General features: G+C 71.7%; 21 protein-coding genes. 15 read left to right on the forward strand and 6 right to left on the reverse strand.

Going from position 1 to position 19,274, the window contains the following annotated elements; genetic code table 11:
* Nucleotides 1-64 precede the first annotated feature (64 nt).
* On the reverse strand, nt 65-868 hold the full coding sequence (locus ABEA10_RS44705) for a universal stress protein (RefSeq protein ID WP_345474763.1): 804 nt from the start codon (nt 866-868) through the stop codon (nt 65-67).
* Nucleotides 869-1,104: 236 nt separating this feature from the next.
* Here ABEA10_RS44705 and ABEA10_RS44710 point away from each other — a divergent pair, with 236 nt between their 5' ends.
* The 8 genes from ABEA10_RS44710 to ABEA10_RS44745 all read left to right on the forward strand — a co-directional run bounded on the left by ABEA10_RS44710 (nt 1,105) and on the right by ABEA10_RS44745 (nt 8,784).
* On the forward strand, nt 1,105-2,703 hold the full coding sequence (locus ABEA10_RS44710) for an ABC-F family ATP-binding cassette domain-containing protein (protein WP_345474765.1): 1,599 nt from the start codon (nt 1,105-1,107) through the stop codon (nt 2,701-2,703).
* A 126-nt stretch (nt 2,704-2,829) separates the two neighbouring features.
* Entirely contained in the window at nt 2,830-3,042 is a 213-nt protein-coding gene (locus ABEA10_RS44715; RefSeq protein WP_141961196.1) for a helix-turn-helix domain-containing protein, read from the forward strand.
* Nucleotides 3,043-3,204: 162 nt separating this feature from the next.
* Complete coding sequence (locus ABEA10_RS44720; RefSeq protein ID WP_345474767.1) at nt 3,205-3,987, forward strand: enoyl-CoA hydratase/isomerase family protein; 783 nt, start codon at nt 3,205-3,207, stop codon at nt 3,985-3,987.
* Nucleotides 3,988-4,122: 135 nt separating this feature from the next.
* Nucleotides 4,123-5,256, forward strand: a complete 1,134-nt coding sequence (locus tag ABEA10_RS44725; protein ID WP_345474769.1) for a glutathione-independent formaldehyde dehydrogenase — start codon at nt 4,123-4,125, stop codon at nt 5,254-5,256.
* 13 nt (nt 5,257-5,269) lie between these two features.
* Nucleotides 5,270-5,638, forward strand: coding sequence for a response regulator (locus tag ABEA10_RS44730; protein ID WP_345474771.1), 369 nt, complete (start codon nt 5,270-5,272; stop codon nt 5,636-5,638).
* Between the two features lie 179 nt (nt 5,639-5,817).
* On the forward strand, nt 5,818-7,797 hold the full coding sequence (locus tag ABEA10_RS44735; RefSeq protein ID WP_345474913.1) for an ABC transporter ATP-binding protein: 1,980 nt from the start codon (nt 5,818-5,820) through the stop codon (nt 7,795-7,797).
* 60 nt (nt 7,798-7,857) lie between these two features.
* Nucleotides 7,858-8,322: a hypothetical protein gene (locus ABEA10_RS44740; protein WP_345474773.1), complete on the forward strand. Its 465-nt coding sequence runs from the start codon at nt 7,858-7,860 to the stop codon at nt 8,320-8,322.
* Between the two features lie 42 nt (nt 8,323-8,364).
* The gene (locus ABEA10_RS44745; RefSeq protein ID WP_345474775.1) at nt 8,365-8,784 is read left to right on the forward strand and encodes a hypothetical protein; all 420 of its coding nucleotides are present in this window, start codon (nt 8,365-8,367) and stop codon (nt 8,782-8,784) included.
* 248 nt (nt 8,785-9,032) lie between these two features.
* Here ABEA10_RS44745 and ABEA10_RS44750 read toward each other — a convergent pair whose 3' ends face one another.
* Together ABEA10_RS44750 and ABEA10_RS44755 are read right to left on the reverse strand one after the other, a co-directional pair.
* On the reverse strand, nt 9,033-9,968 hold the full coding sequence (locus tag ABEA10_RS44750; RefSeq protein ID WP_329234339.1) for a sulfotransferase family protein: 936 nt from the start codon (nt 9,966-9,968) through the stop codon (nt 9,033-9,035).
* Between the two features lie 40 nt (nt 9,969-10,008).
* Nucleotides 10,009-10,392, reverse strand: a complete 384-nt coding sequence (locus ABEA10_RS44755) for a RidA family protein (RefSeq protein WP_329234343.1) — start codon at nt 10,390-10,392, stop codon at nt 10,009-10,011.
* Between the two features lie 357 nt (nt 10,393-10,749).
* Here ABEA10_RS44755 and ABEA10_RS44760 point away from each other — a divergent pair, with 357 nt between their 5' ends.
* Both ABEA10_RS44760 and ABEA10_RS44765 read left to right on the forward strand, forming a co-directional pair.
* Nucleotides 10,750-11,613, forward strand: coding sequence for a thermonuclease family protein (locus tag ABEA10_RS44760; RefSeq protein ID WP_345474779.1), 864 nt, complete (start codon nt 10,750-10,752; stop codon nt 11,611-11,613).
* 61 nt (nt 11,614-11,674) lie between these two features.
* Nucleotides 11,675-11,932, forward strand: coding sequence for a hypothetical protein (locus tag ABEA10_RS44765; RefSeq protein WP_345474781.1), 258 nt, complete (start codon nt 11,675-11,677; stop codon nt 11,930-11,932).
* A 96-nt stretch (nt 11,933-12,028) separates the two neighbouring features.
* Here ABEA10_RS44765 and ABEA10_RS44770 read toward each other — a convergent pair whose 3' ends face one another.
* The 3 genes from ABEA10_RS44770 to ABEA10_RS44780 form a co-directional block, all read right to left on the reverse strand.
* Entirely contained in the window at nt 12,029-12,667 is a 639-nt protein-coding gene (locus ABEA10_RS44770) for a hypothetical protein (protein WP_345474783.1), read from the reverse strand.
* Between the two features lie 81 nt (nt 12,668-12,748).
* Nucleotides 12,749-13,417 (reverse strand): response regulator transcription factor, encoded by a 669-nt coding sequence (locus ABEA10_RS44775; RefSeq protein ID WP_345474785.1) that lies wholly within the window; start codon nt 13,415-13,417, stop codon nt 12,749-12,751.
* Nucleotides 13,389-14,777: a sensor histidine kinase gene (locus ABEA10_RS44780; protein ID WP_345474787.1), complete on the reverse strand. Its 1,389-nt coding sequence runs from the start codon at nt 14,775-14,777 to the stop codon at nt 13,389-13,391. The genes ABEA10_RS44775 and ABEA10_RS44780 overlap by 29 nt, the downstream gene beginning before the upstream one ends.
* A 149-nt stretch (nt 14,778-14,926) precedes the next feature.
* Between ABEA10_RS44780 and ABEA10_RS44785 the strand changes: the two genes are divergently transcribed.
* The 5 genes from ABEA10_RS44785 to trxA all read left to right on the forward strand — a co-directional run bounded on the left by ABEA10_RS44785 (nt 14,927) and on the right by trxA (nt 19,264).
* The gene (locus ABEA10_RS44785) at nt 14,927-16,159 is read left to right on the forward strand and encodes an amino acid deaminase (RefSeq protein WP_345474914.1); all 1,233 of its coding nucleotides are present in this window, start codon (nt 14,927-14,929) and stop codon (nt 16,157-16,159) included.
* Between the two features lie 78 nt (nt 16,160-16,237).
* Nucleotides 16,238-16,978 carry an SIR2 family NAD-dependent protein deacylase gene (locus ABEA10_RS44790; RefSeq protein ID WP_345474789.1) on the forward strand — a complete coding sequence of 247 codons (741 nt, stop codon included), beginning with the start codon at nt 16,238-16,240 and terminating at the stop codon, nt 16,976-16,978.
* Between the two features lie 91 nt (nt 16,979-17,069).
* On the forward strand, nt 17,070-18,014 hold the full coding sequence (locus ABEA10_RS44795) for a S66 peptidase family protein (RefSeq protein ID WP_345474791.1): 945 nt from the start codon (nt 17,070-17,072) through the stop codon (nt 18,012-18,014).
* Nucleotides 18,011-18,871, forward strand: a complete 861-nt coding sequence (locus ABEA10_RS44800; RefSeq protein WP_345474793.1) for a hypothetical protein — start codon at nt 18,011-18,013, stop codon at nt 18,869-18,871. The genes ABEA10_RS44795 and ABEA10_RS44800 overlap by 4 nt, the downstream gene beginning before the upstream one ends.
* A gap of 78 nt (nt 18,872-18,949) precedes the next feature.
* Nucleotides 18,950-19,264, forward strand: coding sequence for a thioredoxin (trxA, locus tag ABEA10_RS44805; RefSeq protein ID WP_329234373.1), 315 nt, complete (start codon nt 18,950-18,952; stop codon nt 19,262-19,264).
* The last annotated feature ends 10 nt before the right edge of the window (nt 19,265-19,274 follow it).

Consider the following 19,274-nt stretch of genomic DNA (forward strand, 5'->3'; position numbering starts at 1 on the left):
GCGACGTGGATCACGGTTCGGACTCGGCCGGCCGTCGCTCTCACCTGGCGGGCGGCGGCACGTGTCAGGTGCGCCCCCGGGGCAGGACCGCCACCGGGCACGGCGCCGCTCGCGCCACCTTGAACGCGATCTCGCCGAGGAACACCCGGTGCACCGGGGCGTCCTCGCTGCTGGCGCAGACCAGCAGGTCGCCCTCGCTCCAGTCCAGGTCCGCCACGGCCGCGGCCACGTCGTCGCCCGCGCCGACGGCGGCCTGAACCTGCCCGGGGTCCACGCCGGAACTCTCGGCGGCCGTCCTGATCGCCAGCGCCAGGTCGTCGCGCAGCGGGTTCTCGTCCGCGCCGCCGAGCGCCAGCGTGACCAGCCGCAGCGGCACCCCGAGCCGCGCCGCGGCCGACGCGGCCACGGCGACCGCCTCGTCGCACTGCGGCCGGCGGACGTACGCCACGCTGATCCGCTCCGGCCCGCCGGACGGCGTGTGCCCCTCGGGCGTGAGCAGCACCGTCTGGGTCGCGGCGTGCAGCAGGTGGTCGGCGGTGCCGCCCAGGTTGATCCGCCCGTGCGCCCCGCCCGGCGGCGAGCCGATCACGATGAGGTCGGCGCCGGACCGGCTCGCCAGCACCGACAGCCCCCGGCTGGCGCTGCGGCTCTCGTGCGTCACGAGGTCGGCCGGGAACTCCCCGAGGAGGGCGGCGGCGTGATCGAGCGCCGCCAGCGCCTCGACCGCCGAGGCCGCGCGCTCCGGCGAGTGCACCGCGGCCACCGTGAGCCGCGCACCGGTCACCTCCGCGATGCTCCGCGCGAGCGCCAGAGCCTCACGGCCACCCGCGTCATCGACGTACCCCGCCAGCACGTGCTCCCGGATCACGACTCGAACATTCCCCCGCAAGCCGGGATGACGCAGGCCGCGGTGGCCTCGTACGGCCGATGTGCGCCGCGCGGCCCGGCCGGTGTTCGTGACCGGTCGCCGTCTCCCGTAGACTGACGCCATGCTTGCGAGCTGATCAGGCGCTCCCAGGGCGCGGCCGGGCCGCACAGGGCCACCGGCGGCGCCCTTTTCGACGTCCGCAGTCGCCCAGCCCGCCCCCCAGGAGCGTTCTCACCGTGATCACTGCCCAAGGCATCGAACTGCGAGCCGGCGCCCGTCTGCTGCTCGAAGGCGCCTCGTTCCGCGTCAATCCCGGCGACCGGGTCGGCCTCGTGGGCCGCAACGGCGCCGGCAAGACCACCCTCACGCGCGTGCTCGCCGGTGAGGGGCTGCCCGCGTCGGGCCAGGTGACCCGTTCGGGCACGGTCGGCTACCTGCCGCAGGACCCGCGCACCGGCGACCTCGACGTCCTCGCCCGCGAGCGCATCCTGTCCGCGCGCGGCCTGGACGAGGTGATCAGGCAGATGCGGGAGGCCGAGGAGCGCATGGCGACCGCCGAGGGCGCCGAGCGCGACAAGGCCGTCCGCCGCTACGGCCGGCTGGAGGAGCGGCTGCACGTCCTCGGCGGCTACGCCGCCGACGCCGAGGCCGCCTCGATCGCCTCCAGCCTCAACCTGCCCGACCGGGTGCTCGGCCAGCCGCTGCGCACCCTGTCCGGCGGCCAGCGGCGCCGCGTCGAGCTGGCCCGCATTCTGTTCTCCGGCGCCGACACGCTGCTCCTCGACGAGCCGACGAACCACCTCGACGCCGACTCCATCGGCTGGCTGCGCGACTTCCTCAAGAGCCACCAGGGCGGCCTCATCGTGATCAGCCACGACGTCGGCCTGCTCGACGTGGTCGTCAACAAGGTCTTCCACCTCGACGCGAACCGCAACGTGATCGACATCTACAACGTGGGCTGGAAGAAGTACCTCGCCCAGCGGGAGACCGACGAGCGGCGCCGCAGGCGCGAGCGCGCCAACGCCGAGCGCCAGGCGAGCACCCTGCAGTCCCAGGCCGACAAGATGCGCGCCAAGGCCACGAAGGCCAAGGCCGCCCAGCAGATGGAGCGGCGGGCGCAGCGCCTGCTCGCGGGCGTGGAGGAGGAGCGCCGGGCCGACAAAGTCGCCAGGATTCGCTTCCCCGCACCCGCTCCGTGTGGCAAAACGCCGCTCATGGCGCGAGCTTTGTCGAAATCGTACGGTTCGTTGGAAGTCTTCACGGATGTCGACCTGGCCGTTGATCGAGGCAGCCGCGTGGTGGTCCTCGGCCTGAACGGAGCGGGCAAAACGACGCTTCTGCGCCTGCTCGCCGGCGTCGAGAAGGCAGACACCGGCGAGCGGATCGACGGGCACGGCCTGCGGCTCGGCTACTACGCCCAGGAGCACGAGACGCTCGACCTCGGCCGTACGGTCCTGGAGAACATGCGCTCGGCAGCACCCGACCTGCCGGAGGTCGAGGTCCGCAAGATCCTGGGCTCGTTCCTGTTCGCCGGGGACGACGTCGACAAGCCCGCGCGCGTGCTGTCCGGCGGGGAGAAGACGCGCCTCGCCCTCGCGACGCTCGTGGTCTCCAGCGCCAACGTCCTGCTCCTCGACGAGCCCACCAACAACCTCGATCCGGCGAGCCGGGAGGAGATCCTCGGGGCCCTCCGCTCGTACGCCGGCGCCATCGTTCTCGTGACTCATGATGAGGGTGCGGTGGAGGCGCTCCAACCGGAAAGAGTGATCTTGCTTCCCGATGGTGTGGAAGATATTTGGAGTGACGAATTTTCCGATCTCGTGGCACTTGCCTGACCTGCGACGCAACCTGTACGCAAGGAAGCAGATCTTTTCTGGCGTAGTGGGTAGCCGATCGCGCGTGAATGTCTGATCATGGCGGGGGATAACGCAGCGGTCACCACATCACTACGGGAGGTACTCGTGGCCGAGACCCTAAAGAAGGGCACCCGCGTGACCGGTGCCGAGAGAGACAAGTTGGCAGAGCAGCTGAAGAAACGCTACGACTCCGGTGAGAGCATCCGCGCCCTGGCCGCCGCGACCGGCCGGTCGTACGGCTTCATTCACCGGATCCTCACCGAGTCGGGCGTGAACCTGCGCGGTCGGGGTGGAGCGACCCGCGGAAAGAAGTCCTGAGAAGCCGTCGCGCAGCCCTGACGGCTTCACAGCGGTCTCTGACGCCTGCTCCCCTCTGCTCCGTGCGCCGCACCGTCTGACGCTCGTCGTGCCCGACCCGTTAAGGTCGGGCACGACGGCGCGGACCGGTCCGCCCCCGAGGCGGACCACGAAAGGACGGTCATGGCGGACGGCCCTATCACTGATGCCGAATTCCAGCAGGCGGGGCTGCGTCTCGCCGTCGACGGAGCCGTGGCCACGATCACTTTGGCCCGGCCCGAGCGGCGTAACGCGCTGACGTTCAGCACGTGGCGGACGCTGGCCCGGATCGGAGACACGCTCCCGGACGGCGTGCGGGTCGTCGTCGTACGGGGGGAGGGCCCGGCGTTCTCGGCCGGCATCGACCTGCGACTGTTCACCGCGGAGGGCGTCCCGGGGGAGGACGCCCTCGCTCCGCGTGACGAGGAGTTCATCCGTGGGCTGCAGGCCGGTTACCTGTGGCTGCGCCGGCCCGACATCGTCTCCATCGCGGCGGTGCAGGGGCACGCCATCGGGGGCGGCTTCCAGCTCGCCCTGGCCTGCGACCTGCGGGTCGTCGCCGACGACGTCAAGTTCGCGATGAAGGAGCCGGCGCTCGGCATCGTGCCCGACCTGACCGGCACCAAGCCGCTCGTCGACATCGTCGGCGTGCCGCGGGCCATGGAGCTCTGCCTGACCACGCGCACCGTGTTCGCCGACGAGGCCGCCCGGCTCGGGCTCGCCGAGTTGGTGGTGCCCGTCGCCGACCTCGGCAAGGCGGTGGACGATCTCGTCGCGGCGATCCTGGCCGTACGACCCTCGACGGCCGCGGCGACCAAGCGCCTGCTGCGCGCCGCTCCGGGCAACACGCTGGAGGAGCAGTCCGCGGCCGAGCGCCGCGAGCAGGTCGCCCTCCTGAACGAGCACATCCGCGAGCAGTCTCCCTGATCTCTTCCGCCACCGGCGCGAGCAGTCTCCCTGATCCCTTCCCCTACCTGCGGCGTTGTGAGCCGCCGGTGCCATAGTGGCGAGTAGCGGGTGCGGGTCGTCCGCGTGCGAACGGCGTCCGCGAAAGGGGGCTCGATGAAAGCGGTGGTTTATCACGGCCCGAAAGACGTCCGGGTGGAGCAGGTGCCCGATCCGGTGATCGAGGCGCCGACGGACGTGCTGCTCAAGGTCACGACGACGAACATCTGCGGCTCCGACCTCCACATGTACGAGGGCCGGACGAGCATCGAACCCGGCCGCGTGCTGGGGCACGAGAACCTCGGCGAGGTGATCGAGGTCGGCGCGGCCGTCGAGCGCGTACGCGTGGGGGACCGGGTGTGCGTGCCCTTCAACGTCAGCTGCGGTTACTGCAAGAACTGCGAGCGTGGGCTGACGGCCTTCTGCCTGACGGCGAATCCGCCCTACGCGGGGGCGGCCTTCGGGTTCGCCGGCATGGGTCCGTACAACGGCGGTCAGGCGGAGTATCTGCGCGTCCCGTACGGCGACTTCATGTGCCTCCGGCTCCCGCGGGAGAGGCCCGAGAAGGAGACCGACTACGTGATGTGCACGGACATCTTCCCGACGGGCTACCACGCGACCGAGCTCGCGGGCCTCCGGCCGGGGGAGTCCGTGGTCGTCTACGGCGCCGGGCCGGTCGGGCTCATGGCGGCCTACTCCGCGATCATCAAGGGCGCCGGCCGCGTGATGGTGGTCGACCTGCATCCGGACCGGCTACGGCTCGCCGAGGAGATCGGGGCGATCCCCATCGACTACAGCGAGGCGTCAGCGGTCGAACAGGTGCTCGACCTGACGGGTGGCGAGGGCGCCGACCGCGGCTGCGAGTGCGTCGGCTTCCAGGCCCACGACATCGCCTGCGTCGAGCGCCCGAACATCACCTTGAACAACCTGATCGCCTCGGTGCGGCCCACCGGCACGATCGCGGTCGTCGGCGTCTTCGTGCGCGAGGACCCGCACGCGCCGGACCGCCTCAGCCGGCGCGGGGAGGTCGTCTTCAACTTCGGGGAGCTCTGGTTCAAGGGCCAGGCGGTGGCGACGGGCCAGTGCAACGTCAAGGCCTACAACCGCTACCTGCGCGACCTGATCGCCGAGGGCAAGGCCAGGCCGTCCTTCGTGGTGTCCCACGAACTCCCGCTCGACGAGGCGCCAAAGGGCTACCAGCAGTTCGACGTCCGGAAGAGCGGCTGGACCAAGGTCGTCCTGCATCCGTGAATGCGAGCCAGGTATGGACGTCCGTTGTCTGATCGTCGACGACAACGAGCGCTTCCTCCAAGTCGCGTGCGATCTGCTCAAGCGTGACGGAATCGCCGTCGTCGGCGTCGCCACCTGCTCGGCCGATGCCTTCCGGCAGGCCGAGCGGCTCCGTCCCGATGTCGCGCTCGTCGACATCATGCTCGGCGACGAACACGGCTTCGACCTCGCGAACGCGCTCGCGCAGGCTCCCCGACCGCCCCGCGTGATCCTCATCTCCACCTACGTGGAAACGGACTTCGCGGAACTGATCGCGGCCAGCCCGGCGATCGGCTTCCTGTCCAAGACCCGCCTGTCCGGCAGCGCCATCCGCAACCTGCTGACGAACGCCGACAGTCCCTGAACTCCCCTCCGGACGACCTAGGTCGCAGGGTCGGTTCCAGATCGGCTGGGGGGCGGATGACGGCGCCCGCTAACGTGACGCAGGCTGGTCGTGTCGACGGGAATCAGCCGTCGGCGCGACGTGTTGTCGACCATGCTTACATGATTACGTCCTAACCTCCGGGAGGAATCACCGTGGGAATGCCGGACAACGGCTGGATGGTGATGATGTCGTTCCGCCGCGACAACTCGGTGGTCAAGGAGCGCCTGAAGGCGGGCACGGTGCGCCGCATCGCCGGCTACGCGCGCCCGTACATCCGCGAGCTCACCCTGTTCCTGGCACTGAACGCGGTCGCCGCCGTCGTCGTCGTGGCGAACCCGCTGCTGCTCAAGGCGATCATCGACCGCGGCATCGTGCAGCACCGCACCGGTCTGGTCGCCGGGCTCGCGATCGCCGTCGGGGTGCTGGCGCTCGTCGACGCCGTGATCGGCCTGGCGCAGCGGTGGTACTCCGCGCGCATCGGTGAAGGGCTCATCTACGACCTGCGGACCCAGGTCTTCGACCACGTCCAGCGCATGCCGGTGGCGTTCTTCATGCGCGCCCAGACCGGCTCGCTGGTCAGCCGGCTCAACAGCGACGTCATCGGCGCCCAGCGCGCCCTCACCACGACGTTGTCCTCGGTGGTCTCCAACGTGATCAGCCTGATCCTCGTGCTGGTCACGATGTTCGTGCTGTCCTGGCAGGTCACGCTCATCGCCCTGGTCCTGTTGCCGATCTTCATCTTCCCGGCCAAGTGGGTCGGGCGGCGGCTGCAGAAGATCAGCAGGGAGCAGATGCAGCTCGACGCCGAGATGGGCTCGCTGATGACCGAGCGGTTCAACGTCGCGGGCGCGATGCTCGCCAAGCTGTACGGCCGTCCCGAGGAGGAGTCGGCGATGTTCGCCGGGCGGGCGGCGCGGGTGCGCGACATCGGCGTCGTCTCGGGCATGTACGGCCGGGTGTTCTTCACCGCGCTGACGCTCGTGGCGTCGCTGGCCACCGCCATGGTGTACGGCGTCGGCGGGTCGCTGGTGGTGAACGGCGGCTTCCAGCTCGGCACCCTCGTCGCCCTGGCCACGCTGCTGACCCGCATGTACGGCCCACTCACCGCGCTGTCGAACGTGCACGTCGACGTGATGACCGCCCTGGTCAGCTTCGACCGGGTCTTCGAGGTGCTCGACCTGCCGCCCATGGTGGCCGAGAAGCCGGACGCGACGTCGTTGCCCGCGTCTGTCACCCGGCCAACCCACCCCGACCTTCCTCCCGGCGTCACCCGACCAACCCACCCCGGCCTACCTCCCGGCAAAGACGCCCCGGCCGTGGAGTTCGACGACGTGACCTTCCGCTACCCGGCGGCGTCGGAGGTATCGCTGGCCTCGCTGGAGTCGATCGCGCACACCGACACCGCGCCGAGCCGTGAGGTGCTGCACGGGGTGGACTTCCGTGTCGAGCCGGGTGGCCTGACCGCGCTCGTCGGCCCCTCGGGCGCCGGCAAGACGACCATCACCCAGCTCGTGTCCCGGCTCTACGACGTCACCGACGGCGCGGTCCGCATCGGCGGTCAGGACGTCCGCGACGTCACGCTCGATTCGCTGCGCGACGCCATCGGCGTCGTCACCCAGGACGCGCACCTGTTCCACGACTCGATCCGCGCCAACCTCGTGTACGCGCGGCCGGACGCGACCGATGAGGAACTGGTCGAGGCGCTGCGGGCGGCACAGATCTGGGACCTGGTCGCGGAGATGCCGGACGGCCTGGACACCGTGGTCGGCGACCGGGGCTACCGGCTGTCCGGCGGTGAGAAGCAGCGCCTGGCGATCGCCCGGCTGCTGCTCAAGGCGCCCTCGGTCGTGGTGCTGGACGAGGCGACCGCGCACCTGGACTCCGAGTCCGAGGCGGCGGTGCAGCGGGCGCTCAAGACCGCGCTCGCGGGCCGTACGTCGATCGTCATCGCCCACCGGCTGTCGACGATCCGCGAGGCCGACCAGATCCTGGTGATCGACGACGGCCGGGTGGTCGAGCGGGGCCGCCACGACGAGCTGCTCGACCGCGGCGGACTGTACGCCGAGCTGTACCACACCCAGTTCGCCCGGCAGGAGCGCACCGGCGACGCCGTCACCGCCGCGGCGCCCCAGGCCTGAGTGACCGCGCCGGAGAAGCGGGAGGAGTGAGGCGTACGGGGCAGGGGTAGACCCAGCGGTGTGAGCACTGCGTACATCGCCCCGGCACGCTGGGTGATGGCCGCCGTCTCGCTGGCGTGCGGTCTGCTCCTCATCGGAGCGCCGGCCGGCGCGGACCCGGTGTACGCGGGCCGCTCCAAGGTGTTCGGCCTCGTGCGGGCGGGGGCGAGCCCGGACCGCGTCCTGTTCGCGCCGGCCCGCATGGTGCGGCGCGGGGGACCCGAGACGGTGCGTCCGGTATCGGTCGGGCACTACGCGCCGTTGACGATCGCACCGGGAGCGGTGATCCGCGCGTCGGCGCCGATCGTCGAGCACGGCGTCACCGACTACGTGCGCGGCGTCCGGCTGACCCCGGCGCAGCTGGGCGACGACCTGCGGCGGTTGAGCCGGCGGCTTCACCCGCTGCCGGACCGCGCCCACATGTTCGAGCTCTGGTTCGACGGCCAGGGCCGGATCGAGCGCATGCAGCACTACTTCAGCCCCTGAGCCCCGAACCGGAGCGGGGGCGCGTCGACATCGGGGGACCAGATGAATCGTCCGCTCGTCCTGACGTGCGTCGCCCTGAGCGCGGTCATGCCGCTCACCGGGTGTGGAGGGAGCAAGAAGGCCGCCACGGTCGCGCACAGCGCGAGCCCCAAGGCGCGGCACCATGCGCCGGCCGCGACGCGCGCGCCGTCCGCCTCGGCGACCGTCGCCGGCACCGTACGGGTCGGCGGCTTCTGCAAGGCGACCGACACGGTGGGCCGGACCGCGAACGGCGGCTGGGCCCGCTGTCTCAAGAAGCCCGGCGACAAGCGGGCCCGCTGGTACTCCCAGGCCCCGGCCACCGGGGCGCGCGCCGGTGAGTTCTGCTCGCGGGCCGGGGCGACCGCCACGTCCTCCACGGGCAAGAAGCTGACGTGCACCAAGAAGTCCGGCGAGACCCGGCCGCGCTGGCGAACGAAGTGACCCGGGCGGCGCCGGGCGGACCGATCCGCCCGGCGCCGCCCGGCCGGGTGACGGCGCCCGCCCGGCGTACTTAACGCAGGCGCATCCTCAAGTCCACACTTCTGTCGCACGTCCGGTCCACTCTGGGAGGCGGCAGGCGATTCTCTTCACCGCGGAGTGAGTGCGATGAGCAGGACGAAACGCGGGGTACGGCGGTTCGCCGCGCTCCTCGTCGGTTGCGGCGCGGCCGGTCTGGTGATCGGCTGGAGCTACGAACGGGTGCCGGCCGTCGGCCATTCGCGTCCGCTCGGCCGGTAGCCGAGCCGGCGGAGCTCCGTCCCGGCGATCTTCTCCACCTGGGTGACCTGCTTGGGCGTGAGGTGGTCCTGCCACATGCCGATGTCATCGTCGCCGACGCCGTGCAGCGCGCTCTTGGCGATCCGCTGTCCGAGGTAGTCGGAGATGTCGCCCAGGACCTCGCGGGTGCGGGTGACCAGGTCCTCGTAGCGGACGGTGAACAGCTGCTCGTCGGGCGTCTGGGCGCGCAGCCGGGCGCTGAGCCGGATCGACCCGCGCCAGCGGAGCGCGCACTTGACCGCCACGCCCGCGCGCGGCCAGCGCGCCCGCTCGGTGGCGTCCTCGACGCCGAGGAAGGCGTTGGGGAACACCTCGTCCAGGTTGGCGAAACCGGGACGGAACCAGGCGAGGCAGCGCTCGTCGGAGATCATCCCGGCGACGACGTCACGGCCGTCGCGGATCACCTGGATCAGCTGCGCGTCGGGGAAGGCGTCCAGGATGACGTCGGTGCTGTAGATCAGGTCGGGCGTCGCGTCGGCGAACCGCTGGATGCCGCGCGGGTCGGCGCAGACGCCGTCCGGGCCGAGGCGCCCCAGGTCGCGGCACTGCGCCGGGCACTCACCGCACCCGTCCGTGGTGACCTGCCAGCTCTGCGCGTACGCGTCGCGCATCACCCGGGCCGCGCCCGCTCCCCGCTCGCTCGCGATCGAGGGGCGGCGGGCGAACGCGTAGACCGTGCGCACCACGTTGGGGCGGCCCATCGTCAGGTGGAAGGCCGCGGAGTGCCGGATCGCGCGGGCCACCAGGTCGGTGCCCGAGTGGGGCGCGCCGAGCAGGAAGACCGGACGCCGGACCTTGGTGCCGTTCACCACCAGGATGTGTGGAGACGTGGAGCGTGGGGGTGTCACCAGCGTGTCACCTCGGGCGGGGCCGCTTCGCCGGCGCTCGTCAGCCGACGACCGCGAGCGCGTCGATCTCGACGAGCAGGCCCTCGGCCAGCCCGACGAACACCGTCGTACGCGCGGGATAGGGCTCGCGGACGTATTCCTCGTACACCGCGTTCATCGCCGCGAAGTCCTCCCGGCGCGTCAGGTAGACCCGCAGCATCACGACGTCGTCGAAGCCGGAGCCGGCCTCCTCCAGCACCGCCCGGACGTTCTCCAGCGCCTGGCGGGTCTGCTCGCCCGCGGTCTCGCCGACGACGAGCCCGGTGGCGGGGTCGACCGGGACCTGGCCGGCGACCTGGAGGATGCCGCCCTTGCGGACGCCCTGGCTGTAGGCCGCGGCGGGCCGGGGGGCCTTCGCGGTGTGAAAAGCGATCTTGTCACTCATGCGAATTACTCATCTCTTGGCGCCGGCCATAGGGTCCGGCACCGTCGGCTCCTAGAGGATGGTACTGACTTCGCCACCTTTCTGGTCACGCCGGGCCGACGCGCGGGCGCGCCGTCCGCGAGCGCCCGCGGCGCACCGTCTCCGTCCTTTCCGCGCCGCCGGCGCGACGGTCGTGACCACGGCGCCGACTCTACCCGGACAGACCTTTGCCAGGCTCTGACCTGCGGATATCGGCGCGGGTACACGATCACGCCCGCTCCGGCTGGTTGACTGCGGCGATCACAGACGCCGGCGCGGGCCGCCGGCGCCGGGGGCACGTGCGCGACGGTGAACGCCGCCGTGCGGAGGGGGGCCACGATGCCGCTACGCCTGATCAAGGGTTCCTACCGGATCCTGCACAGCCAGCCCGACGGCGACTCGATCCACTTCTACCCCGACGACGCGGAGGCGTTCGTCAAACTGCGCATGAACGCGCACCTCAGCGCGGCCGGCGGCGTGCAACTGCGGCTCGACGCCATCGACGCGCTCGAGACGCACTACACGCCGCACGGTCATGGGGGCTTCACCCGGCACCAGCCGCTGCCGCTCGCGCACGCGGCCGCCGACCGGCTGCTGGCCCTGCTGGGCTTCGGCGACGTCAAGCGCGACCGGGAGACCGTCACCAGCGCCACGCCGGACGAGACGCCGGGTCACATCCTGACCCGGTTCGCCGACAAGTACGGGCGGCCGGTGGCGTTCGCGTACGCGGGCGGGAGCGAGGAGACCGACCTCGCGCAGGTGCGGGTCACCGCGGACACGCTGCGCGAGAGCGTGAACCACCGGCTGCTGTCCGAGGGGCTGGTGTACCCGACGTTCTACAGCAGGCTGTATCCCGACCTGCGCGCCGAACTGACCACCGCCACCCAGGCCGCGCGCGCCGAGGGCCACGGCGTGTGGAGCGGCGACGCCACCACGAGCGGCGCGACCGTGACCGGCCTGGCCGACCTGGACGACCACATCGTGATCCTGCCGAAGCTGTTCCGGCGGCTCGCCGACTACCTGGCCCTGGGCGCCGGCGACGTGTCCCTCGACCGGTTCACCGCCTTCCTCGCCGCACGGAACGACCGGCTGTTCGTGATCTCCGAGGCGCACGCGACCGGCCTGGACACCGTCACCGCCGTGTCCGGCCAGAAGGTCCGGCTCACCCACCCGCCCGAGGACCTGGTGTTCATCGAGGCGTGACCTCGACCGCTCGCCGGGACGCTGCCAAGATGGCGGGATCACCGTCGTTCTGCTGCATTCGATGTACGGACTGCGGCCCGCGGTGCTCGACGCCGCGGCCCGCATCCGTGCCGCCACCGGGCACGAGGTGGTGGCCCCCGACCGGTACGACGGCCGCACGGCGGACGACGCCGAGAGCGGTATCAGGATCAAGGATGAGATCGGCGGCGACGAGCCGGCCCGGCGTGCCGCCGCCGCTGCCGCGCCGTACGCGCGCGAGGACACCGTGTACGCGGGCGGAGCTGTTCCGTTACCCGGGCGCGGGCCACCTGTTCACTGACCCGGACCTGGCCGACCACCATGAGTCGCCGGCACGGGCGGCTTGGGAGCGCGCCCTCGCCTTCCTCCGGGGACTGTGACCGTGGCGCCACGCCGGCTACACCGAGCCCGGCTGCGTGCGGTTCAGGTCCGGCGCGGGCGTCGCCGGGCGGTCCCGCGAGAGCAGGCCCATCCTTCCGGTGGCGAGCAGGACGCCGAGAGAGGCGAAGGAGATGAGAAGGATCAGATCGGCCAGGTGCGCGAAGGCGACCTCGCGCGGGATGCGGCTGATCGGGAACGCGATCGCGCCGGCGGAGATGAGCAGGCCGGTCGCGACGGGCACCGCCCTGATCAGGGCGAGGACGAGGCCCAGCACGAACAGGCTGACGGGGAAGAACAGGCCCGCGATCCAGAAGCCGAAGAACGCGGCCGGCGGATGCTCGTTCAGCAGCTGTACGGCCTCGGCGTGGGAGACGTGGAAGAGCTCCTCGTTCATGCCTTGCACGGCGAATGACACGCCGCCGACGCATCCGTAGATCGCCGCCGGCAGGCCGATCGCCGCGTAGCGCGGGACACGCGGTTCGATCAGACGGAAGACGGCGACGATCCCGGTGATCCAGCACACGGTGGCGATGACGATCAGCACACCGGTGGTGAGGCCCTGCCGGTGGCCGTCCCAGAAGAAAGTGGACAGTGCCTGTACCGCGGGGGCGATGATGAGAGACGCGCCCGCGATCATTCTCGTTGACGTTCGCATGCTCAGAACGCTAGAAATCGCCGCGGCCGATGACATCGGCCGCGAGTCGGGACCCGCCCACTGCGTTCGCAGTAGCGGGCCTCATCCTGGGGGCAACCCGACCAGACCCCACTGGTAGGCGAAGACGACGAGTTGTGCACGGTCACGCGCGCCGAGCTTGGCCATCGCCCGGTTGACGTGTGTCTTGGCGGTCAGCGGGCGCATCCCCAGCCAGTCGCCGATCTCCTCGTTCGTCAGGCCTTGCGCCACCAGCGGGACGACCTCGCGCTCCCGGTCGGTCAGTGTCTCCAGCCGTTCCGGAGGAACCCGTACACGCCCGGCCCGGCGCACGAACGTCGAGATCAACCTGCGGGTGACCCGCGGTGCGAGCAGCGCGTCCCCGGCGGTCACCGTACGCACCGCATGGCGCAGCGCGTCGGGCTCGAGGTCCTTCAACAGGAAGCCGCTCGCGCCCGCGTGCAGCGCCTCGAAGATGTACTGGTCGAGGTCGAACGTCGTCAGTACCACGACCTTGGTAGCGGCAAGACTCTCATCGGCGAGAATCGTCCACGTGGCGGCCAGACCATCGGTTCCCGGCATCCGCACGTCCATCAGGACGACGTCGGGACGGTGGGCGCGGGCCAGCGTGATCGCCTCGTCGCCGTCGGCCGCCTCGCCGACGACCTCGATGTCGTCCGTGCGTTCGAGAAGCCTTCGGATCCCGGCCCGGACGAGCGTCTGGTCATCGGCCAGCAGGACGCGGATGCTCATGTTCTCCTCCCAGAGGAAGCCAGGCGCGTACCCGGAAACCCCGCTCACCCGTACCAGGGTCTTCGTAGGGCCCGGCGGTCAGGTCGCCGTCGAGCACGGCCACCCGTTCGGCCATTCCGCGAAGCCCGAACCCCGCCGGCTCGCGATCCGCGCATGAGGGGACGGCCGGGGGAGTGGCGCCGTCGTCGCGCACCTCGACGGCAAGGCCCTCGGGACGGTATCGAAGAACGATCTCCACCGAGCGAGGATCGGCATGGCGGACGGCGTTCGCCAGCGCTTCCTGCACGATCCGGTAGGCCGTCACGTCGACGAGGCGTGGCAGCCCCCGGGGCTCGCCCTCGACGTGGATCTCGACACGCGGACCGTGCCCGCCGTACGCCCGCGCCAGCTCGCCGAGGTGACGGACGCCGAGGGTCGCCGGCGCCTCCGGGTCCTGGACGGTGGTGCCGTCCCGTAGCACGCCGACGGCCGCCCGTAGTTCTGCCAGTACCTCGCGGGTGGCCTGGCGCACCACCCCCAGCGCTTCGTCCGCCTGCGTCAGGTCCTCCGTGAGCAGCTCCGCGGCCAGGTTCGCGTGCAGGCTGATCACGGTGAGGGTGTGGGCGGACACGTCGTGCAGGTCCCGGGCGATTCGGGCCCGTTCCTCGGCGACGCGCTTCGCGGCGATGTGGTCGCGCTGGGCCGCGAGCAATGCGAGCCGCGCCTCGTACTCGTCCCGCCGGCCGCGACGGCTCCGCACGGCGTCGCCGAGGAGCAGCATGGAGACGAACACCACGGTCGTTCCGTCCAGCACCGCGTCGAATACTCCTGCGCGGCCGTGCTGGGTCCGGCCCAGCACATCGGAGACGATCAGCGACCCGGCGATGGAAAGGGCGAACCACCGGCGCGGCGCGATCGCCGCCGAGTACAGCGCGATCCACAGCGCAACGGCGGGCGCTCCGCCCGGATAGTCATCGATGTGGTAAATCGTCCACAGCAGGCCGGTGACCGCGAGCGTGACCGAGGGCCACCTTCGCCGCATCGCCAGCGCCAGCACCATCGCCAGTCCGATGCCGTACGCCCCCAGGTCGGGAGCACGGTCACCGGCGGCCAGCGTCCCCGTGCCGATCCGGTAAACGGTGGCCGCGGCGGCCACGAGGCAAAGAGCGGTTTCTCTCGCCCACACCGGGACTGCGGCATACCAGCGTCGCGGACGGGCGAGGAACGCCTCAGCCCGCGACGTGGCCGCGGCGTACCGGACGCCCGGCCGGCCGATGAGACCGTTCGCCGGTCGCCGCACCACGGCGTGCCGCCGCCCCGGGCCGGCACCCGCTTCCGGCGGACGGCCGGGGAAGGACGCTCCGCCTTTGCCCGCGCTCATCCTCTGATCTTCGACCGCTCGGCGCTCCGGGCCAAGCGGCTGAGAGCGACCCGGGACGGCGGTGAACGCCCCGGCAGGGCATAGCGTGGGGTGGCGCCGCCCGCGAGATCACCGGAGGCGGCACATCGGGTGAAGGGCGGTGGACCGTGATGGATGCCGGCGCGCTGCGACGGCTGGGTGAGGAACGGATCGACTGGCGGTTCAAGGGAATGCCGGCGGACGCCGCCGGGATGACCGTGGCGGAGCTCGCCGCCGAGCGCCGGAACCTCTTCGACGGCGGTTTCCACCCGCCGCTCGTCGTCCTCGACGCCGCCGCGCTGGAGCACAATCTGACGACCATGCGCGACTGGTGCGAACGGCGCGGCGTGCTGCTCGCGCCGCACGGCAAGACCACGATGGCCCCGCAGCTGTTCGCGCGCCAGCTCGAGCACGGGGCCTGGGGGATCACCGTCGCCAACTTCGCCCAGCTTCGCGTGGCACGGGCCTTCGGCGTCCGCCGGGTCATCGTCGCCAACCAGCTCGTCGACCCGGCCGGGCTGCGGTGGGTCGCCGGCGAGCTCGCGCGCGACCCGGAGTTCGCGCTGTTCTGCTTCGCCGACTCCGTGCGCGGCGTGGAGATCATGGCGGCGGCGCTGCGCGGCGCGCCGCGCCCGGTGGACGTGCTGGTCGAGCTCGGCGCGCCGGACGGGCGTGCCGGCGTGCGTGACGTCGCCACGGCCGAGGCCGTGGCCCGCGCGGTCCGGGGCGCGGATGGGCTGCGGCTCGCCGGCGTGGCCGGGTACGAGGGCGCGATCGCGCACGGTGCCACGCCGGAGAGCCTCGCGACCGTCGATCGGTACCTGCGGGACCTGCGCGATCTGGCGGGCCGGCTCGACCTGCCCGAGGACGCCATCCTCAGCGCGGGCGGCAGCGCCTTCTTCGACCAGGTCGCGGACGTGTTCGACGGCGCCCGCACCGTGCTGCGCAGCGGCGCCTACATCACCCACGACGACGGCTTCTACCGCGACATCTCACCGCTCGGCCGGGCCGGGGACACGCCGTTCCGGCCGGCCCTGCACGCGTGGGCGCAGGTGACCTCCCGTCCCGAGCCCGACCTCGCGCTGCTCACCCTCGGCCGCCGCGACGTCTCCTTCGACCAGGGCCTGCCCGAGCCGCACACCGTACGCCACGCCGACGGCTCCCGCTCGCCGGCGACCGGGAGCCGGGTGACGGCGCTCAACGACCAGCACGCGTTCCTCCGGCTCGCCCCCGGCACCACGGCCGAGGTGGGCGACTGGGTCGACTGCGGTCCGTCCCATCCGTGCACGGTGTTCGACAAGTGGCAGCTGCTCGCGGTCGTGGACGGCGACACGGTGATCGATCTGGTCCGCACCTGGTTCTAGGGCGCATCGCGGGAAGGTTCCGCGTGGCGTGGCCCCGGGCCGGGTGTCCGGTACCGGTCACGGCATAGGCTCTGGATCATGATCGGCGAATGGCTCCGGAACGCGAGCGCGGTGACCGTGCTCACCGGGGCGGGCATCAGCACCGACAGCGGCATCCCGGACTTCCGAGGTCCGCAGGGCGTGTGGACCAAGGATCCGCAGGCGGCCGCGATGTCCACCATCGACGTGTACGTCGCCGACCCCGCCGTACGCCGGCGCGCCTGGCGGTCACGGCGCGACCACCCGGCCTGGGGCGCCGAGCCGAACGCCGGGCACCGCGCGCTCGTGGACCTGGAGCGGGCCGGGCGGCTCCGGGCGATCGTCACCCAGAACATCGACGGGCTGCACCAGAAGGCCGGGTCGGATCCGGACCTGGTCATCGAGGTGCACGGCACGATGCTGGAGGCCGAGTGCCTCATGTGCGGGAGACGCACGCCGATGCCGGAGGTCCTCGCCCGCATCGACCAGGGCGAGGAGGACCCGCCGTGCCCGGAGTGCGGCGGCATCCAGAAGTCCGCGACGATCTCGTTCGGGCAGCCGCTGAAGCCGGAGGTCTTCGCCGCCGCGGAGCGGGCGGCGCGCGAGTGCGACGTCTTTCTCGCGGTCGGTTCCTCGCTCGGCGTGCAGCCCGCGGCCGGGCTCTGCGTGGAGGCGGTCGAGAGCGGCGCGCGGCTCGTCATCGTCAATGCGCAGGAAACGCCGTACGACCGTCTCGCCGACGCCATCGTACGCGAGCCGATCGGCACCGTCCTCCCGACACTCCTGTCAGAGACCTGTTGACGACGAATTGCAAGCGTGTGGTTTATGACCTCTTCCGCTTCGGGGTCCACTGGTGTCATGCTCTGACCGACCACATAACAAGGAGACTTACATGGGCGACCTCGGGGGCGGACCACCCTCACTTCGAGCGGGGGACAGGGTCGCCGTGGTCGCTCCGAGCTATCCCGCGGAGCCGGAGCGGCTCGAGCGCGGCTGCGCGGTGCTGCGCTCCCTCGGTCTCGAGGTGATCGTCGGCAAGCACGCCTTCGACCGTGCCCCGTCGGGTTTGACCTACCTCGCCGGATCCGACGACGATCGCGCCGCCGACCTGCAGGAGGCCTGGTGCGACCCGGCGATCTCGGCGGTGTTCTGCGCGCGTGGCGGCTACGGCGCCGCGCGGGTGCTCGACCACCTCGACTGGGACACGATGGCCCGCGCGACGCCCAAGATCCTGCACGGGTCCAGCGACATCACCGCCCTGCACGTCGCGTTCGGCCGCCGCCTCGGCGTGCCGACCTCGTTCGGGCCGATGGTCGTCTCCACCCTGGCCGACGAAGAGCCGGACACGATCGCGCACCTGCGCGAGGCGCTGTTCGGCGCGGGCGTCACGGTGCGCGGTTCGCACGCCCCGCGCGGCGGCCGGGCGCGCGGCACGCTGACGGGCGGCAACCTGGCGCTGCTCACGTCGCTGCTCGGCACCCCGCACGCCCCGGAGCCGGCCACGGGCCGCATCGCGTTCCTGGAAGACGTCAACGAGGCGCCGTACCGCGTCGATCGCATGCTGACCCAGCTCCTTCAGGCGGGCTGGCTCGAGGGCGTCGCCGGCATCGTGCTCGGCACCTGGATCGGCTGCGGCGACCTCGACGCGGTCTTCGCCGACCGCCTCGTGCCGCTCGGCGTGCCGATCCTGGCGGGCATCCCGGTCGGCCACGGTCCCGGGCAGCACACGATCCGGCTCGGTGCCGAGGTGGAGCTCGACGCGGACGCGCGGGTGCTCGGTCCGGGCACGGGCGGCGGCGCGGCGCGGCTCTCCCACTCTGGCGAGGAGACACCGTGACCACCTTCGAGAGGCGCGACCGCCGGCCCACCGCGGCCGACGGTTCCGACCCCGCGCTCGACTCGCTCGTGGTGCTGGTCGCCGAGAGCCACGGCTACGGCTGCCGTGCGGTTCCCGGCGACGTGATGCTCCTCGACGGCCCGCAGCGTCTGCACATCGGCATGCGCAACCTGCGTCAGCTCGCCCGGCAGGTGCCGCGCGACGACTGGCCCGCGCTGGTCGCCGACCACGTCGGCACGATCATCACCGCCATCGAAGAACCCCTGGACCTCAGCGACTTCGCGCTCGTGCGCGGGCTGCTGCGCTCGCGGATCTATCCGGCCGAGGCCCGCACCGCCCGGCTGATCTCCCGTCCGTTCGCGCCCGGGCTGATCGAGGCGATCGTCGCCGACACGCCGACGACCGTGCGCACGGTCGTCACCGATGACGTGGTCGGCTGGCCGGTGACCGCCGACCAGCTGTTCGCGGTCGGCCGCGACGGCGTCCGCGCCGACGGCCCGCTCGAGTGCGACGTCATCGACGACACCGGCATCCGCGTGCTGGAGGGCTCGACGTTCTACGCCGCGACGCACCTGGTGTGGCTGGAGTCCTACCTCGACCCCGGCCCCTACGGCGCGCTCGCCGTCGCCCCCACCCGCAGCACGATCGCCGCGTGCACGATCCGCAAGGACACCGCGTTGGTCAGCGCCGAGCGCCTGCGCGCCTTCGCCGATGACGCCCACGAGGACGGGCCCGGATCGCTGACGCCGGACCTGTTCTGGTGGCGCCGCGGCACCCTCACGCTGCTGGAGCGGGCGGACACCGGGCGCGCCCAGCTGCCACAGGACTTCCTGCGGTTCGTCGCCTCCCTTCCCTGATCCGCCGCCGCGGGCTTGACCTTGACGCCGGTGTCACGGCTTAGCGTCGGGGCAGCCGAACGGATCAGGGGAGAAACGATGATCGAATTGACGACCGACGACTTCGACGCGCAGGTGCTCCACGGCGACCGGCCGGTGCTGGTCGACTTCTGGGCCGAGTGGTGCCCGCCGTGCCGGATGATCGCGCCGATCCTCGAACAGGTGGAGGCGGAGTACGGCGACCGTCTCACCGTCGCCAAGATCAACGGCGACGACCACCCGGAGATCGCGCGCAGGTACGGGGTGCTCGGCTTTCCCACGCTGAACCTCTACCGCGACGGCGAGGTCGTCCACCAGATCGTGGGCGCCCGGTCCAAGCGGGCCCTGCTCGCCGACCTGGCTCCCCACCTCTGAGGCCGGCCAC

This window comes from Actinoallomurus oryzae, assembly GCF_039541955.1.
Lineage (GTDB): Bacteria > Actinomycetota > Actinomycetes > Streptosporangiales > Streptosporangiaceae > Actinoallomurus > Actinoallomurus oryzae.

Bases quoted from the DNA above. Each gene is read 5' to 3' on its own strand.
- ABEA10_RS44770 (WP_345474783.1), bottom strand. From the start codon at position 12,667: ATGCGAACGTCAACGAGAATGATCGCGGGCGCGTCTCTCATCATCGCC.
- ABEA10_RS44785 (WP_345474914.1), top strand. From the start codon at position 14,927: ATGGATGCCGGCGCGCTGCGACGGCTGGGTGAGGAACGGATCGACTGG.
- ABEA10_RS44795 (WP_345474791.1), top strand. From the start codon at position 17,070: ATGGGCGACCTCGGGGGCGGACCACCCTCACTTCGAGCGGGGGACAGG.
- trxA (WP_329234373.1), top strand. From the start codon at position 18,950: ATGATCGAATTGACGACCGACGACTTCGACGCGCAGGTGCTCCACGGC.
- ABEA10_RS44790 (WP_345474789.1), top strand. From the start codon at position 16,238: ATGATCGGCGAATGGCTCCGGAACGCGAGCGCGGTGACCGTGCTCACC.
- ABEA10_RS44720 (WP_345474767.1), top strand. From the start codon at position 3,205: ATGGCGGACGGCCCTATCACTGATGCCGAATTCCAGCAGGCGGGGCTG.
- ABEA10_RS44745 (WP_345474775.1), top strand. From the start codon at position 8,365: ATGAATCGTCCGCTCGTCCTGACGTGCGTCGCCCTGAGCGCGGTCATG.
- ABEA10_RS44735 (WP_345474913.1), top strand. From the start codon at position 5,818: ATGCCGGACAACGGCTGGATGGTGATGATGTCGTTCCGCCGCGACAAC.
- ABEA10_RS44780 (WP_345474787.1), bottom strand. From the start codon at position 14,777: ATGAGCGCGGGCAAAGGCGGAGCGTCCTTCCCCGGCCGTCCGCCGGAA.
- ABEA10_RS44760 (WP_345474779.1), top strand. From the start codon at position 10,750: ATGCCGCTACGCCTGATCAAGGGTTCCTACCGGATCCTGCACAGCCAG.
- ABEA10_RS44775 (WP_345474785.1), bottom strand. From the start codon at position 13,417: ATGAGCATCCGCGTCCTGCTGGCCGATGACCAGACGCTCGTCCGGGCC.
- ABEA10_RS44755 (WP_329234343.1), bottom strand. From the start codon at position 10,392: ATGAGTGACAAGATCGCTTTTCACACCGCGAAGGCCCCCCGGCCCGCC.
- ABEA10_RS44730 (WP_345474771.1), top strand. From the start codon at position 5,270: ATGGACGTCCGTTGTCTGATCGTCGACGACAACGAGCGCTTCCTCCAA.
- ABEA10_RS44765 (WP_345474781.1), top strand. From the start codon at position 11,675: ATGTACGGACTGCGGCCCGCGGTGCTCGACGCCGCGGCCCGCATCCGT.
- ABEA10_RS44725 (WP_345474769.1), top strand. From the start codon at position 4,123: ATGAAAGCGGTGGTTTATCACGGCCCGAAAGACGTCCGGGTGGAGCAG.